Source organism: Bradyrhizobium sp. KBS0727 (assembly GCF_005937885.2).
GTDB lineage: Bacteria > Pseudomonadota > Alphaproteobacteria > Rhizobiales > Xanthobacteraceae > Bradyrhizobium.
Genome location: NZ_CP042176.1, coordinates 2,777,638 through 2,793,714 on the forward strand (window position 1 = coordinate 2,777,638; position 16,077 = coordinate 2,793,714).

The window sequence follows — 16,077 nt, forward strand, 5'->3', positions numbered from 1 at the left end:
TCAAGGGCGGCCGGCGGCAAGTGCGCCGTACAGGATCAAGGCAGGGGTGCTGCTGTCCTCAGTCGCCATCAGGTCGGCCAGTTCGGCCACCGTCGCGCGCGTCAGGCGCTGGTCGGGATGGCCAACGGATTCGGCCAGCATGGCCGGCGTATTTGCCGGTAAACCAGATGCGACAAGCCGCCGTGCCAGTTCCGGAAAGGTGCGTTTGCCCATGAAGACGGCTGTTGTCGCCGACGGGTCGGCCAACGCCACGAAATTCAATTCTTCGGGAAGTGCGCCGGTGACGTCGTGGCCGGTGACGAATTGCACCCGACGTGACTTCAGCCGCCGGGTCAGCGGCATGCCGGCCGCGGCCGCCGCGGCACAGGCCGAGGTGACGCCGGGAATGATTTCGTAGCCGATACCGGCCGCCGACAGCGCCTCGATTTCTTCTTCCAGCCGCCCGAATATTCCGGCGTCGCCGGATTTCAGGCGCACCACCTTTGAATGCGTCGTCGCATAATCGACCAAGAGGCGGCTGACATGCTGCTGCCGCGGCGACACCCGGCCGGCGCGCTTGCCGACGCTGACCAGATCGGCCCCGGCGCGGACATGCGCGAGGATCGGGCCTGACGACAGGTCGTCGAACAGCACGGCGTCGGCGGCCTGCAGCCGCGCCACCGCCTTCAGCGTCAGCAGCTCGGGATCGCCGGGGCCGGAGGAGACAAAGGACACAAAGCCGGTCATGTCGCCTCCGCGATCAGGTGAAAGAACGAACCAGTAGCGCGGCCGCCGCCGTCGAAGGTCTTGCTCGATCCGGTTTCCGGCACCGCGGCGCCCGATGCATCGACGACCCGCGCGAGCGGCGCGTCGTTGTGTTCGAGGATGCTGGCGTAGTGGAACTCATGCCCCCGCAACCGGGCGCCTTCGCGGTGACCGGGAATCGGCGATACCAGCTGCGCAAGGCGATAGCCGAGATGCATGCGCCGCTTCTCGAACGACGTCGTGAGCTTGAAGAAGCCGGCCATCTCATGTCGTGCACCGGAGGCGTCGATCAGGCACTCGCCCATCGCCATGTAGCCGCCGCACTCGCCATGGACAGGCCTGGTCTCGGCAAAGCTTCGCAGTCCCGAACGGAATCGGGTTGCAGCCGCCAGTCGCCCGGCATGCAACTCCGGATATCCGCCCGGCAGCCAGCAGGCATCGGCCGATGCGTCCGGCGATTCGTCCGCCAGTGGCGAAAACGGCAGAATCTCCGCGCCCGCCGCGCGCCATCCCGCCAGCAAATGCGGATAGATAAAGGAAAAGGCCGCGTCACGCGCCAGCGCCACCCGATTGCCCGGCGGCGAGATATTTTGGCGTGCTGCCGCATCTGCCGTTGGCGTCTGCGCCGCCAACGCACGCAGCGCCGTCAAGTCCACGTGCGCGGCAATGAAAGATGCCATCTCGGCCAGGATCTGCGCGAGGCGAGGTTGCTCCTCGGCCTGCACGAGGCCGAGGTGGCGCTCCGGCAGCGCGACCGACTCCCGCCGCGGCAACGCGCCGAGCACGCGAATGCCAGCAGCTTCCATGCCGGCCCGCGCCAGCGCCTCGTGCCGGGGGCTCGCCACGCGATTGAGTACGACGCCGGCGAGCGCGACATCCTTGCGCAGGGTGGCAAAGCCGAGCGCGACTGCCGCCGCCGATTGCGCCTGGCCGGATACATCGAGCACCAGCACCACCGGCCAGCCTGCAAGGGCTGCGATATCCGCACTGGCGCCGGTTCCTGTTTCACCAGACGTGGCGACACCGTCGAACAGTCCCATCGAGCCTTCGGCCAACACCAGATCGGCGCCGTCCGAGGCTTGCATCAAAGCGGCAAGGTGCGACGGCTGCATCGCCCAGCTATCGAGGTTGAGCGAAGCACGGCCGGACGCCGCGGCATGAAACGCCGGGTCGATATAGTCAGGTCCGCACTTGAAGGGCTGCACGGAAAGTCCCTGCGCGCGAAACGCCGCCAGCAGGCCCAGCATCAAGGTGGTTTTGCCCGTACCCGAAGCGGGCGCGGAAATGACGAGGCCCGGCGGGATCACGCGCCCTCCGGAAAACGGGGATCGATGCCGACGGGACGAAAGCGGCGGTCGTAGTCGCCGGCATAAAGCCGGCTTTCGTCGAACTCCTGCGCGCCTATCGCGCGCCCGACCAAAATCAGCGCGGTGCGCTCCATGACGCCGGCTATGGCAGCATCGAGTGTCGCGAGCGTCGCCATGACGATGCGCTCGTCAGGCCAACTCGCGCGCCAGACCACGGCGACGGGACAGTCGGCGCCGTAATGCGGCGTGAGTTCTGAGATTACCTTATCCAGCACGTGCACGGACAGATGGATCGCCAGCGTCGCGCCGGTAGCGGCAAACGCCGCGAGCGTTTCGCCCTCCGGCATCGCCGACGCGCGGCCCGAGGTGCGCGTCAGCACCACCGATTGCGCGACGCCGGGCAACGTGAGTTCGGCGCCGAGCGCCGCCGCCGCGGCGGCGAAGGAGGGAACGCCGGGCGTGACGTCATAGGGAATGTTGAGCGCGCGCAGCCGGCGCAGTTGCTCGCCCATCGCCGACCAGACCGACAGGTCGCCGGAATGCAGCCGCGCCACATCATGCCCCGCGGCATGGGCCTCGGCGATTTCCGCGATGATCATGTCGAGCGACATCGGCGCGGTATCGACGATTTTGGCGCCGGCCGGGCAGTGGCTCAGCAGCGCCTTCGGCACCAGCGAGCCGGCAAACAGGCATACCGGCGACGACGCAATCAGGTCGCGGCCACGGATGGTGATGAGATCAGGCGCGCCCGGGCCGGCGCCGATGAAATGCACCGTCATTCGCCGTCTCCTTCCGCGATCGCCGCCGTCGCCATGCCGTCGGCCGATACCGCGCGGGGACCCAGCAATCGTGCCGTGGGCCCAGCGGCTGCCAGCGCGGCGGCTTCGGCAAGACTGCCGATGCCGAAACGCGCGGCCACGCGCTCCGACCAGGTCTCGGTTTCCACCGCGGCCAGCGCGCCCGGCGTGATGGCCCGGATCGGCAACTGTAATTCCGCGGCGAGCGCGAGCAGTGCCACGGCTTCGGCCTTCTCGGCGACCGTGGCCAGCGCCATCACGCCATCGGTCCCGCCGGCCGCCATCAATGCGCTGCGCAGCGAGTCGATCCCGGCCGTTTCGCGAAAGCCTATGCCCGCGATTTTCATTTCACCACGCTCCATTGCACCAGCGGACGCGAGGGAACCCAGCCGCGCATGCTCCCCAAGGGCGCCGCTTGCGCAAGCTCGATGCGCATCAGCTCGCCGCCATGCTTGCTCTGTTCCGAAAGCAGCAGCGCTTCGGTTTCCAGCGTCACCGCGTTGGCCGCCAGCCGCGTTCCCGCAGGGATCATCGCCCACAGCGCATCGAACAGCGACTGGTCGTTGCCGCCACCGACGAAGACGGCATTCGGAGACGGCAATGTTTCGAGCGCCGCCGGCGCCGTTCCTTCGATCACCGTCAGGGCATGCGCGACGCCGAATGCTGCGGCGTTGGTCCGAATATTTGCAACGCGGTCGGATCGTGTCTCGATCGCGAACGCGCGGCCGCCGGCGAGACACCATTCCACCGAGATCGATCCCGAACCCGCGCCGATATCCCACAATATCTCGCCCGGCCGCGGCGCCAGCGCCGACAGCGTCAGCGCCCGCATCGGACGCTTGGTGATCTGACCGTCATGGACGAAGGCGTCGTCCGGCAACCCCGATGTTCGCGGCAGCCCCGCGGCGCCCGCCGCCGAAATCGCGACCGCGGCCGGGGCGGCGACCTCGGTGAGGTCGAAGCCTGCGGCTTGCGTCGTGCGGATTTGCTCCCCGGTGCCGCCGAGCGACTCCATCACGCATAGCGATGAAGCGCCGAAACCTTGTTGGGTCAGCCACGCCGCCAGGTCGCCGGCGGCGTTGCCGTCACGGAGCAGACATATCGCACGCCGCGCCGGCGCCAGATGGGGCAGCAACGTTTCAAACGGCGCGGCGTGAAGGCCGAGGCAGGCGACCTCTTCCAGTCGCCAGCCCAGTCGCGCCGCAGCCAGCGAAAAGGTGGAGGCTGCGGGAAAGGCGATCCATTCGCCATGCGCAAGCTGTGCCACAAGGCTGCCGCCGGCGCCGTGCCAGAACGGATCGCCGGACGCCAGAACCGCTACCCGCCGGCCACGGCAGTCCAGCACCGGGTCAACCGAAAACGGCACCGGCCAGGGGCGGCCGCGCGCGTCGATCTCGGCAAGCCTGAGGTGGCGCGGGCCGCCGAAGACGATTTCCGCTTTCGCCAGCGCATCTCGACTTGATTGGGACAAACCCGTAAGGCCATCTTCGCCGATACCGATGATCGAGAGCCAGGGATCGGCCGCCAGCCGAGTGGAGGAGTCAGACATGATGCGCGTCCTTCGCGTCCTTCTCTTGGGCGGCACGACGGAGGCCAGCCAGATCGGCCGCGAGCTTGCCGCGGCTGGCATTGCGGGAGTCTACTCCTATGCTGGTCGCACCGCGACGCCGGTTGCGCAACCCTTGCCGACGCGGGTTGGCGGTTTTGGCGGCGTCGATGGGCTCGCCGAATATATCGGCCACGAAAAAATCACCCATGTGATCGACGCCACGCATCCGTTCGCGAGCCAGATCAGCCGCAACGCCGTGGAGGCCTGCGCAAAAACCTCCACGCCGCTGATCGCCTATCTGCGCGAGCCGTGGAGGGCGGTGGCCGGTGACAAATGGCAGCATGTCGCTGATGTCGAGGACGCCGCGGCAGCACTGCCGGATCAGCCGGCGCGAATTTTTCTCGCCATCGGCAGGCAGCATCTCAACCCGTTCGCGGCGCAGCCGCAGCACTTCTACCTGCTGCGCCTGGTCGACGCGCCCGATGCGACGTTGCCGCTGCCGGACGCCGAGATCGTGCTGGCGCGCGGACCGTTCACCACAGAAGGCGACCTTGCGCTGCTGCGCGATCACCGCATCACGCACGTTGTCGCGAGAAACGCGGGCGGCGAGGGCGCCAGGGCCAAGCTTGATGCCGCGCGTGCGCTCGGTCTGCCGGTCATCATGATTGACCGGCCCAACCTGCCGGAACGCAGGACGGCGCAAAGCGTGGGTGAAATCATGCGCTGGCTCACTCACTCGGCGTGCCTCGGCGTGTAGACGTAGCGCCCGACCCGGCGGGTCGCTGAATTGCCGACCAGCACGACGGTACGCATGTCGGCCATCTCGGGCTGCGCTTCGGCGAGCGTCACCGTCTCGATGCGTTCCTCTGGCGTCGTCACCGCGCGCGCAAAAATGATCAGCCGGTCGGGACCGCAGGCCTCGCGCAGGATTTCCAGCGTGCGCGCGAATTGATGTGGGCGGGCGGCCGAGCGCGGATTGTAAAACGCCATCGCGAAGTCGGCTTCCGCGGCGAGCCGAAGCCGCCGTTCCACGAGCGCCCAAGGTTTCAGATTGTCGCTGAGGTTGATCGCGCAAAAGTCGTGGCCAAGCGGCGCGCCGGCACGGGCGGCCGCCGCCAGCATCGCGGTGATGCCGGGTAGCACGCGGATATCGAGGTGGTGCAGCGCCGGGTTTTTCTCCAGCGCTTCGAACACGGCTGACGCCATTGCGAACACGCCGGGATCGCCCGACGATACGATCACGACGTGCCGTCCGGCGGCGGCCAGTTCAAGCGCCTCTTTGGCCCGTTGCAACTCAACGCGATTGTCGGAGGCGTGCAGTGTCAGGCCTTTGCGCGGCGCCACCCTTGCGACATAGGGAATATAGCCGACGACGTCGGTCGCGACCGCCAGCGCCGCGGTGACTTCGGGAGTCACGAGCGCCTGATCTCCGGGGCCGAGGCCGGCGACCACCAGCGAGCCGGTCATTCCTCCAGCTCCGGGCGGCGGCCCTGGCCGTGGACCAGAATGGTTGCGAAGTAGGGGCATTCGCCAATGTCGGTTTCGGCGAGCCGCATCACGCGCTGGCCGGGCATGGTGCCGCGCTCGACCAGCCATGCGTCGTCCAAGCGACCCGCGCGCTCGAGCGCCCGGCGCACTTTTGGCAGATTGCGCCCGGTCTTCATCACCACCAGCGCATCGGCGCTTTGCATGTGACGCAGCAGATCGTCTTCGGGCAGCGTGCCCATCAGCACGGAAAGGACATCGTCGCCCCAGGTGATGGGAATGCCGGTCGCGTTCCAGCAGCCGGTCATGCCGTTGATCCCCGGCACGATCTCGACCTCGGCGCGGCCCTGCAGCCGGGTTTGAAGATGCATGAAGGAACCATAGAACAGCGGGTCGCCCTCGCAGAGCACGACGACGTCGTTAGCCGCGGAGAGACCCACAAGCCGCATCGCCCAGTCGTCGTAGAACGACGCCAGCAGTTGATTGTATTCGGCGCTGCCGAACGGCAGCTCGGTCGTGACCGGATATTCCATCGGATATTCCGTCACGTCCGCCGCCAGCATGCCTTCGACGATGCGGCGCGCCTGGCCCGGCCGGCCAATTTTACGGAAATACGCGACGTGGCGCGCGGCGCGGATCAGCCGGTCCGACCGGACGCTGATCAGGTCGGGATCGCCGGGGCCGAGGCCGGTGCAGATGATCTTGCCCACGATCTATTCCTTGGCGCTGGCGAGCGCGTTGATGGCGGCGACCGTGATAGCAGACCCGCCGAGCCGACCCGCAACAATCAGCGACGGCACCGGCGGCGCGGATATCAGCGCTTCCTTCGATTCAGCGGCGCCGACGAAGCCTACCGGGCAGCCGACGATGGCGGCCGGGCGCGGGCAGCCTGGGTCTTCCAGCATGTTGAGCAGGTGAAACAAGGCGGTCGGCGCATTGCCGATAGCAATGACCGCGCCTTTTAGATGTGGCCGCCACAGTTCGACCGCGGCGGCTGACCGGGTATTGCCGACCTTAAGCGCGAGTTCGGGCACGCCGGCATCGTGCAGCGTGCAGATCACTTCGTTATTGGCCGGCAGTCGCGGGCGTGTGATGCCCTCGCTCACCATCCGTGCGTCGCACAGGATCGGCGCGCCGGCTTCCAGCGCCGCGCGGGCTGCCGTCGCCATGCCGGGTGAAAAGCGGACGTGCTGCTCGAGCCCGACCATGCCGGCGGCATGGATCATGCGAACCACCACGACTTCCTCTTCCGCTGTGAAGCGGCCGAGATCGGCTTCGGCCCGGATCGTCGCAAAGGACTTGCGATAGATCGCCGCGCCGTCGGTTTCGTAAACGTGCGGCATCACAGCGCCTCGCGCAGGAGGGAGGGGTGAGCGGCGAGATACTCCGCGGTCATGCCCCAGCGCAAAGGCAGGTCCCGCGCATCGCCATCGCGGATCAGGTCAAACCCTCCGGCTTGCGCCGTCAGCGTCAGCGCCGTGGGGCCGGGATGCGCGCAGCCTTTGCTACAGCCCGACACATGCAGCACGGTTCCGTCAGGCAGATGGGGCGCCAGCGATCGCGCCAGCGCGCGCGTCGGCTGCGCGGCCTGGCGGCATCCGGGCGCGCCGGTGCAGGCAATTACGCGCAGCATCGGATCGTTGGGCTGCGTGATCAGGCCGGGCAAATCCGGCATGGTACGCGCGCCCTCGATCAGCAGCATCCGCCACGGCGTCACGCGCAGCGCGCCGAGGTGTGACAGCGCATCAAGCAGTTCGGCCGGCACCTGGCCGAATTCGAATCCGATCAGCACGCCTTGCGCGACCAGACCCGGCTCCGGAGAATATGTGGCGATGGATGGGGCAGGGACCTCCGCAAAGATTTCCGGCAACACCGCACCGCGCGCCAGATGCGCCGCCATTCGGCCGCGCTCGCCGGAAATTCCGCCCGATTGCACGAACCAGTCGGCCAGCGCTAGCATGGTGCTCACAGCGGTTTCCGCTGATACGTGCGCGGCAGTCGCTGCACCACTGGCGCGGCAGATCAATCCGCCATCTGCGCTGCGCTCCAACCGGATGTCGGCCGACACGTTGGTCAGAACCGGTCGCGGCCCGCAGTCGATCGCGAAGCCGAATTTGGCCGGCAGGCGCGGCGCGTCCGGCGCGGTCAGTGATTTCGCCAGCGCCGCCGCCAGTTCGACGCTGCCGTCATCGCGCGACCAGAACGGCGTAAGCACAATGTTGCGGCGTTCTTCGGCCTCGGGGGTTTCGTCGATCAGGCCGAGCGCATCGAGACCCGCGATCAGGGGAGCGTAGCTGTGCTCGGTCACGCCGCGCAGATGAATGTTGGCGCGCGAGGAGAGATCGATCACGCCGTTGCCGTGTGCGCGCGCGAGCCGCGCGATCTCGTGCGCCTGCTGTGGCGCCAGCCGACCGCCTGATGGCCGCACACGAATGACCCAGCCGTCACCCGACAGCATCGGGCGCAACGCGCCGGGACACCAGCCCTGGATGACCGGCTCAGCCATGGGCGGCCCCCAATTGCATCGCAATAGAGTTGCGCCGGGTCGTCCAGAGGCCTGCCTCCCGCAGCGCGTCGAACCGCGCCCGCATGGCGGCGAGTGCCGCCGGGTTTTCGCGCGCCATAAAATCCACCAGATCGGATCGGCCCAGGGTCGCGTCGTAATAGAGGTCGAACAGATGATGGGGAACGTCGCGCGTCAGGTGCGCGAAGGCGGCGAGGTTATCGAGCGTCATGGTGAGTTCGGCCGCGCCGCGAAAGCCATGACGCATCATGCCGCTGGCCCAGGCCGGATTGGCGGCACGCGCCCGGACCACGCGGGCGATCTCTTCCGGTAGGGTGCGCGATCGCGGCGCGTCGGGCTGCGTCGTGTCGAGATGATAGAGCGGGGGCGCCGTGCCACCGAGCCGCGCGACAGCGGCAGCAAAGCCGCCTTCATGGGTGGCGTAATCCGACGCCAGCAACAGGTCGCTCTCGGCGAGATCCTGCACATGGGCAAAGCCATCGGCGGCGAGCACGCGGGTTTCCAGCGCGGCGCGATCCTGGTGACTATTTCCCTGCGCGTCGATCGCCCATTCCGATCCGGCGAGCCAGGCTTCGCCGAGCGTTTGCCGGCCCTCGGCGCTGTAATCCTCCAGTGCTGCGCCCATCGCGAGTCCGTAAAGCCCCGGGCGCGGTCCGAACACGCGCGGCGTGGGCGTCGCATAGGGATTGCTGTCGTCGGGCTCGCCGTCGCCGGCCAGCGCCGCGGCACCGGCTTCGAACAATTGCGGCAGATTTGGAAAGACGTCGCGAAACAGCCCCGAGACCCGCAACGTCACGTCGATGCGCGGCCGTCCCAGCAGCGCCGGCGGCACGACCTCGATGCCGTTGACGCGTTCGGAGTTGGCGTCCCAGCGCGGCGCGAGGCCGGCCAGATGCAGCGCCATCGCAAATTCCTCGCCCGCGGTCCGCATCGTCGCGGAGCCCCAGAGATCGATCACCAGCGCGCGCGGCCAGTCGCCATGATCCTGCAAATGCCGGCGCAGCAATTCCTCGGCGAGCTTGACGCCTTGCGCATGCGCAGAGCGCGACGGCACCGCGCGCGGATCGACCGAAAACATGTTGCGTCCGGTCGGCAGCACGTCGGACCTGCCGCGCGCCGGTGAACCCGATGGTCCCGCCGCAACCCGCCGCCCGGCCAGCGCCGTCAGCAGGCCGTCGCGCTCGCCGGCGCCTTGTCCATAGATGTGAAGACCATCGCCGAACTGGCTTGCCTTGATGTCGCAGACAAAGCGGTCGATGCGCGTCAGGGCTTCGGCCGCGCTCATGGTCGCGGTGATCCCGAGATCCTGTTCGATCCCTGCGGCCTGGGCTTCGGCACGCACCGCCGCGACCAGCCGGACGCGCCGCGCCGGGTCCAGGCCATCGGCCGTCGAATACTCGTCCAGCAACTGCTCGAGCCGCAGCAGCCCTACCGGCATGGAGCTGGCCGCCTGCGGTGGCGGCAGATGGCCCAGCGTCACCGCGCCGATCCGGCGCTTTGCCTGTGCGGACTCGCCGGGGTCATTGACGATGAACGGATAGATCACCGGCAGTCCTGCCGTCAGCGCTTCCGGCCAACAGCTTTCCGATAGCGCGACGGATTTTCCCGGCAGCCATTCCAGCGTGCCGTGCGCGCCGACATGCACCAGCGCGTCGATCTGTTGCGCGTGCAGCCAGAGATAAAACGCGACATAGCCATGGCGCGGCGTGCGCGCGAGGTTGTGATAGTCGGCGTCGCGCGACGATACCTCGCCGCGCTCGGGCTGCAGCGCGACCAGCGCATGGCCGCGATGGAGGGCGGCGAAATGAAATGCGTCGTCGCGCACCGCGGGGTCGGTTTCGGGTTCGCCCCAGGCCGCGGTGAGGGCGGTCTGCAACGGCTCGGGAAGGCGGGCAAGCGCCGCACGATATTCGTGCAACGGCCAGGCTAGTGTTCGAGCCAACAGTTTCGGCGCGAGTGGCTCGCCGCCGGTAACAGCGTAACCGTCGTTGGCCAGATCGGACAGGATCGCTTCGGTCGACGCCAGTGCATCGAGCCCGACCGCGTGTGCCATCTGGTCCGCACGTCCGGGATAGGTCGACAGCACCAGCGCCAGCTTGCGTGCGTGCGCCGGTGTGGTCGCCAACCGGTGCCAGCCTGTGACGCGATCGGCGACCGCCTCGATCCGTGCGCTGTCGGCGCGATGGGCAAAGCGGGAATATTGCAGATCCGGATCGCGCTTGCCCGGCGATTTGAAGCTGGTGACGCCGGCAAAGATACGCCCGTCCAGTTCGGGGAGAACCACATGCATGGCGAGATCGGCCGCCGACAATCCGCGCTCCGACGCGGCCCAGTCGCGCTTGCGCGCGGTCGACAGTGCGACCTGAAACACCGGACAACCGGGCGCGTCAAGCGGCGAGGTGCCGTCGTCGCCGCGCGCGGAGAACGCTGTGGCGTTGACGACGGCGGCCGGGGCCAGTCTGCGAAGCGCCTCGCGGGTCCATTCGGTGGCACCGGGCGCCTTAAGCGAAGGCACGAACAGCCCGATCGCATCGAAACCGCGCGAGCGGAATGCGTCGATCAGCGCATCGACCGGCCCGGTATCGGCGGACGTGAGGTAAGAGCGATAGAAGGTCACGACGATGAGCGGCCGGCCGGTCGGTGCCGGCTCGGCAACAACACCGCGTGCTGGATCGTACCAGCCGTAATCGGGAACGATTTTTTCGCCTTGAACCGGTCCGGCATAGAGTCCGGCCGCCAGCGCCAGTTGTGCGAGGGCGGCCTGCGCCGCCAACGCGCCGCCGGCGTCGCACAATGCGGAAAGCCGTCGCAAGGTCGAGACAGGCAGCGTCGAGAACGCATCGAGAGCGACATCCTCGCGCCCGTCGCCGGGCAACACCGCGAGCGCGATACCGCGCCGCTGCGCCAGGTCGCGCACCTGTTGCAGGCCGTAGGACCAATAGCTCTCGCCGCCGATCAGCCGGATCAGGATTCCCTTGGCATCCGCCAACGTCGCGTCAATGTAAGTATCGACCGACATCGGATGGCGCAGCGCGACCAGATTGGCGAGCCGCAGCGTCGGCAGTATGCCGTTGGCGCGATGCCAGCCGGCCGCGAACGCGCCGAGATCGCTGTCGGAAAACGACAGCGCGACCAGATCCGCCGGCGTCTGCTCCAGATCGTAGGCAGTCGCCGTCTCGTCAAGCGCGTAGCTGTCGCGGTAGCCGCCATGCATGGCCGATCAGACCCCCAGCGTTGCCTCGATGGCGGCGCGATCGATGTGGTGGCGTTCGGCGATGACGACGAGCTGCGACGTCCGGGGCGTATCGCCCCACGGCCGGTCGAACTGGCTCCGCACCCGTTCGCCGACGGCCTGCACCAACAGTCGCATCGGCTTGCCCTTGACCGCAACATAGCCTTTCACGCGCAAAATATTCTGTTCGCGCGCCAACCGACGGATGGATTCGGCCAAGGCTTCCGGATCCAGAGTCTCCGGCAGGCTGATCGCGACGCTGTTGAAATCGTCATGCTCATGGTCGTCCTCGCCGTCGTGATGCGAGGGGCGGGAGGCGATATCGTCTTCGGCGGCGCTGTTGAGACCGAGGATGACGCGGGGATCAATGATGCCGTCCGTCATCGCCAGCATCGGCACCGCGCGCGGTGATTCCGCCGATATGATCGAACGTGCAGCGGCCAATCCTGCGTCGCCGGCGAGATCGGCCTTCGACAACAGCACGATATCGGCGCAGGACACCTGGTCCTCGAACACTTCTGACAGCGGCGTCTCGTGGTCGATGCTGTCGTCCGCGGCGCGCTGGGCGGCAATCGCATCCAGGTCGGGCGCAAACCGTCCGGCCGCCACCGCTTCGGCATCGGCCAGCGTGATCACGCCGTCGACCGTGATGCGCGAGCGGATCGCGGGCCAGTCGAACGCCTTCAACAGCGGTTTTGGCAGCGCCAGCCCCGAGGTCTCGATCAGGATGTGATCGGGTCGCTGCGGCATCGCCATCAGCGCCTCGATCGTCGGGATGAAATCGTCGGCGACGGTGCAGCAGATGCAGCCATTGGCGAGCTCGACGATATTCTCGACCGGGCAGTTTTCGTCGGCGCAGGATTTCAGGATATCGCCGTCGACCCCGAGCGTGCCGAATTCGTTGACGAGAATGGCGAGCCGCTTGCCGCCGGGGTTGCGCATCAGATGCCGGATCAGCGTGGTCTTTCCCGAACCGAGAAAGCCAGTGATGACGGTGACGGGTATTTTGGCCAGATCGGTCATGCGAGCACCATGGGCGGAATGCGGGCAAGGCTCTGCTTGCGGAAAATCTGCGGGCGTTGCCGCCAGGGCACGATGCCGTCGGGCGCACTGGCATAGGCAGCAGCGCCGGACAGAATTTCGGCCGCGTCGGTTTCCGACAGGCGGCCGTAGACGTAGGACCAGCGGCCCGGTGCGCTGAGCGCGACCGAGCAGCCCTGCGAGCAGGCGGAAAGGCATTCCACCGGCACGATCTGCACCGTCTCGGGCGCGCCTGCCGCCATCAGCGCGGCATGCAGCCGCGTGCCGGGACACGCCGTGCCGTCAGGTACGGTTTCTCCGGCTTTGCAGGTGATGCAGACATGCAGCGAAACGCTCATCATCTTGTCCCATGCTTCCATACGAAAGGGCAGGACAGGAGGCGGCGCGACCGAACGAACGGGTGGCGCATCCAACCGGCCGCGGAACACCCCGTCCGCCCGTTCAGTCTGTGCGCTGGCAGGTCTCCCGGCTTGCGGATTCTGGGTTTCCCCAACACTCACTCCACCTTCCCAGCATCATCGCCAGTGGCCTGGAGTGACCTAATCCGGTCACGGTCGCGGGGGCGGCAGCGCTTCGGGGTTTCCCCCTATCGCATTCCCTCTTCGCCTGTCATAGACAGGAACCAACGCTGCTTCACATGCGGAACAATCAGCTTCCTTGTCAAGCAACAGAATGTGCAATGACCCCAGACCCTGACCAGACCGAAGACGACCGCCATGCCGCCAAAATGGCCAAGAAAAAGGCCGCGCGCGACAAGATCATGGCCACCAAGCAGGGCGAGAAGGGCCTGATTATCGTCCATACCGGGGCCGGCAAGGGCAAGTCGTCGTCTGGTTTCGGGATGATCCTGCGCTGCATCGCCCATGGCATGCCCTCGGCCGTGGTGCAGTTCATCAAGGGTGCCTGGGATACCGGCGAGCGCCGCCTGATCGAGGGCCATTTCGCCGATCTTTGCCAGTTCTACGCCATGGGCGAGGGCTTTACCTGGGAAACCCAGGATCGCGCCCGCGACATAGCCGCGGCCCGGGCCGGCTGGGAGAAGGCCAAGGAACTGATCCGGAACCCGGATATCCGGCTGGTGCTGCTTGATGAAATCAATATCGCGCTGCGCTACGACTATCTTGATGTCGCCGAGATCGTGACTTTTTTGCAGGAAGAAAAGCCGCCGCTCACACACGTGGTTTTGACCGGCCGCAATGCCAAGGAAGAGCTCATAGGGATCGCCGACCTCGTCACCGAGATGACGCTGGTCAAGCATCCGTTCCGGTCCGGCATCAAGGCCCAGCCGGGCGTCGAGTTCTGATCCCATGCGCGCGCTGATGATCCAGGGCGCGGGCTCCAATGTGGGCAAATCGCTGCTGGTGGCGGGGCTGTGCCGGGCGGCACGGATTCGCGGCCTCAAGGTCGCGCCCTTCAAGCCGCAGAACATGTCCAACAACGCGGCCGTCACGGCTGACGGCGGCGAGATCGGCCGCGCGCAGGCGCTGCAGGCGCTGGCCTGCGGGATCGAGCCGCACACCGACATGAATCCGATCCTGCTCAAGCCCGAGAGCGAGATGGGCTCGCAGGTGATCGTGCAGGGACGCCGACTGACGACGGTGCGGGCGCGCGAATATTCGGCGCTGAAGCCGAAACTGATGGCGCCCGTCCTGGAGAGTTTTGAGCGTCTGAAAAGCAGCGTCGATCTGGTGATCGTCGAAGGCGCCGGCAGTCCGGCCGAAGTGAACCTGCGGCCCCGCGACATCGCGAATATGGGTTTCGCGCGCGCAGCCGATGTGCCCGTGGTGCTCGCAGGCGATATCGACCGGGGCGGGGTGATCGCCCAGATCGTCGGCACACAGGTGGTGATCGATCCCGCCGACGCCGCGATGATCGAAGGGTTCGTTATCAACAAGTTCCGCGGCGATCCGCGGCTGTTTGACGATGGCTACGCATTCATCGCCGAGCGGACCAGATGGCGCGGTTTCGGTGTTCTGCCGTTCTTTACCGAGGCCGCGCGGCTTCCGGCTGAGGACGCGCTCGATCTGCCGCGCGGCGGCGGCGCCGGCGGATTCCGCGTCGCCGCGCTGCAGTTTTCCCGGATCGCCAATTTCGACGATCTCGATCCGTTGTCGCAGGAACCGGGCGTCAGTCTCACGATGGTGCGCGCGGGCGAGGCGATACCTGGCGACACCGATCTAGTGATTCTGCCGGGATCGAAATCGACGCGTGGCGATCTGGATTTTCTGAGGGCGCAGGGTTGGGACATCGATCTCGCCGCGCATGTCAGGCGTGGCGGTCATGTGCTCGGGATCTGCGGCGGCTACCAGATGCTCGGCCGCACCATCAGCGATCCCGACGGGATCGAAGGGCCGGCCGGGGAAACACAAGGTCTCGGCCTGCTGAAGGTTGACACCGTCATGACCGCGGACAAGCGGTTGACGCGCATCGAAGCTACGCACGCTTCGTCCGGCGCGCCGATCCAGGGTTATGAGATACACATCGGCGAAACCTCGGGCGAAGCGCGAAAACGCCCGTTCGCGCAGGTGGCAGGTGAGGCGGAAGGCGCGGTCTCGGCCGACGGCCGCGTGATGGGAAGCTATCTCCATGGCATGTTTGCCGGCGACAGCTTCCGTCAGGCGTTTCTCAAGCAGCTCGGGGCGGCACCTTCAGCCACATCCTATGCCGCCGGGGTCGAGGACACGCTGGACCGACTTGCCGCGCATCTCGAGGCGCATTTGGACGTCGATGGTTTGTTGGCGGTGGCGCGCTAGCCGCGCGCGATTTCATGCGTCACCGCACGTCCCATTCGGTCGGAAAATTCTCTTGCCAGCCGACGCGATGCAGCAGCGGCGTGTCGTCGATGAACTCGGCATGACCCAGACAGAGATAGGCCGATAGTTCCCAGTCCTCGGGCACGTCGAGCAAACGTTCGATGGCGCGCGGATCGAGGATCGAGACCATGCCGACCCCGATATTTTCGGCGCGCGCGGCCAGCCACAGCGTGTGGATTGCCATCGCGGTCGACTGCCGCAGCGTTTCCGGCTGCGTGCGGCGACCGAGGCCGTGGCCCTCGGCCGGATCGATCAGCGTGAACACCGCTAGCTGCACCGGTGCGGCGTCGAGGCCGGCGAGTTTCAAGCGCAGATATTCCCGGTGCTGTTCGTCCTTGTAGTCGGCCGAGGCCTCCGCGTTGCAGAGATTGAAGTTGGCGCGGACGCCGGCGCGCAACGCGGGATCGTTGATCCGGATGACGCGCCAGGGCCTGGAGTTGCCGACCGAGGGCGCGCTGTCCATGGCGTGACGCAGCCGATCGAGCACGTCCTCATTAACCGGTGTCGTCCGGAAATGACGAACATCGCGGCGCCAGCGGAAGATGCGCGCCAGCGTCTCGGCGTCGGCTTTGGTGAACTCCATCG

The 16,077-nt window shown here is 67.0% G+C and carries 16 protein-coding genes and 1 riboswitch; of the genes, 3 read left to right on the forward strand and 13 right to left on the reverse strand.

Features of this window, described 5'->3' with window-relative positions; genetic code table 11:
- The 5 genes from cobA to cbiE are packed head-to-tail and all read right to left on the reverse strand — an operon-like array spanning window position 1 to window position 4,397.
- Window positions 1–726, reverse strand: a complete 726-nt coding sequence (gene cobA, locus FFI89_RS12585; RefSeq protein WP_138836950.1) for a uroporphyrinogen-III C-methyltransferase — start codon at window positions 724–726, stop codon at window positions 1–3.
- On the reverse strand, window positions 723–2,048 hold the full coding sequence (locus tag FFI89_RS12590) for a cobyrinate a,c-diamide synthase (protein ID WP_210249149.1): 1,326 nt from the start codon (window positions 2,046–2,048) through the stop codon (window positions 723–725). The genes cobA and FFI89_RS12590 overlap by 4 nt, the downstream gene beginning before the upstream one ends.
- Entirely contained in the window at window positions 2,048–2,830 is a 783-nt protein-coding gene (gene cobM / locus FFI89_RS12595; RefSeq protein WP_138836954.1) for a precorrin-4 C(11)-methyltransferase, read from the reverse strand. The genes FFI89_RS12590 and cobM overlap by 1 nt, the downstream gene beginning before the upstream one ends.
- On the reverse strand, window positions 2,827–3,195 hold the full coding sequence (locus tag FFI89_RS12600) for a cobalamin biosynthesis protein (protein ID WP_138836956.1): 369 nt from the start codon (window positions 3,193–3,195) through the stop codon (window positions 2,827–2,829). Before FFI89_RS12600 ends, cobM begins: the two co-directional genes overlap by 4 nt.
- Window positions 3,192–4,397 carry a precorrin-6y C5,15-methyltransferase (decarboxylating) subunit CbiE gene (gene cbiE / locus FFI89_RS12605; protein ID WP_138836958.1) on the reverse strand — a complete coding sequence of 402 codons (1,206 nt, stop codon included), beginning with the start codon at window positions 4,395–4,397 and terminating at the stop codon, window positions 3,192–3,194. Before cbiE ends, FFI89_RS12600 begins: the two co-directional genes overlap by 4 nt.
- A gap of 1 nt (window position 4,398) precedes the next feature.
- On the opposite strand from cbiE, the gene FFI89_RS12610 reads away from it, so the two are divergent.
- Complete coding sequence (locus FFI89_RS12610; RefSeq protein ID WP_138839203.1) at window positions 4,399–5,154, forward strand: cobalt-precorrin-6A reductase; 756 nt, start codon at window positions 4,399–4,401, stop codon at window positions 5,152–5,154.
- On the opposite strand, the gene cobJ is transcribed toward FFI89_RS12610, so the two are convergent.
- From cobJ to FFI89_RS12645, 7 genes are read right to left on the reverse strand one after another with little or no spacing between them, the layout of a single operon-like run.
- Entirely contained in the window at window positions 5,130–5,864 is a 735-nt protein-coding gene (gene cobJ, locus FFI89_RS12615; protein ID WP_138836959.1) for a precorrin-3B C(17)-methyltransferase, read from the reverse strand. The two genes, FFI89_RS12610 and cobJ, sit on opposite strands and share 25 nt — an antisense overlap.
- Window positions 5,861–6,592 (reverse strand): precorrin-2 C(20)-methyltransferase, encoded by a 732-nt coding sequence (locus FFI89_RS12620; protein ID WP_168212876.1) that lies wholly within the window; start codon window positions 6,590–6,592, stop codon window positions 5,861–5,863. Before FFI89_RS12620 ends, cobJ begins: the two co-directional genes overlap by 4 nt.
- 3 nt (window positions 6,593–6,595) lie before the next feature.
- Window positions 6,596–7,225: a precorrin-8X methylmutase gene (locus FFI89_RS12625; RefSeq protein ID WP_138836963.1), complete on the reverse strand. Its 630-nt coding sequence runs from the start codon at window positions 7,223–7,225 to the stop codon at window positions 6,596–6,598.
- Entirely contained in the window at window positions 7,225–8,388 is a 1,164-nt protein-coding gene (cobG, locus tag FFI89_RS12630) for a precorrin-3B synthase (protein ID WP_138836965.1), read from the reverse strand. Before cobG ends, FFI89_RS12625 begins: the two co-directional genes overlap by 1 nt.
- Entirely contained in the window at window positions 8,381–11,620 is a 3,240-nt protein-coding gene (gene cobN / locus FFI89_RS12635; protein WP_138836967.1) for a cobaltochelatase subunit CobN, read from the reverse strand. Before cobN ends, cobG begins: the two co-directional genes overlap by 8 nt.
- A 6-nt stretch (window positions 11,621–11,626) precedes the next feature.
- Window positions 11,627–12,661: a cobalamin biosynthesis protein CobW gene (gene cobW / locus FFI89_RS12640; protein ID WP_138836969.1), complete on the reverse strand. Its 1,035-nt coding sequence runs from the start codon at window positions 12,659–12,661 to the stop codon at window positions 11,627–11,629.
- Entirely contained in the window at window positions 12,658–13,017 is a 360-nt protein-coding gene (locus tag FFI89_RS12645) for a DUF1636 domain-containing protein (protein ID WP_138836971.1), read from the reverse strand. Before FFI89_RS12645 ends, cobW begins: the two co-directional genes overlap by 4 nt.
- 99 nt (window positions 13,018–13,116) lie before the next feature.
- A riboswitch (cobalamin riboswitch) is annotated at window positions 13,117–13,321 on the reverse strand.
- A 37-nt stretch (window positions 13,322–13,358) separates the two neighbouring features.
- Here FFI89_RS12645 and cobO point away from each other — a divergent pair.
- Entirely contained in the window at window positions 13,359–13,982 is a 624-nt protein-coding gene (cobO, locus tag FFI89_RS12650; protein ID WP_138836973.1) for a cob(I)yrinic acid a,c-diamide adenosyltransferase, read from the forward strand.
- 4 nt (window positions 13,983–13,986) lie between these two features.
- Complete coding sequence (locus FFI89_RS12655; RefSeq protein ID WP_138836975.1) at window positions 13,987–15,432, forward strand: cobyric acid synthase; 1,446 nt, start codon at window positions 13,987–13,989, stop codon at window positions 15,430–15,432.
- Window positions 15,433–15,451: 19 nt separating this feature from the next.
- Here the strand turns inward: FFI89_RS12655 and bluB are convergent, their stop codons facing one another.
- Window positions 15,452–16,075, reverse strand: a complete 624-nt coding sequence (bluB, locus tag FFI89_RS12660) for a 5,6-dimethylbenzimidazole synthase (protein WP_138836977.1) — start codon at window positions 16,073–16,075, stop codon at window positions 15,452–15,454.
- Between the last annotated feature and the right edge of the window lie 2 nt (window positions 16,076–16,077).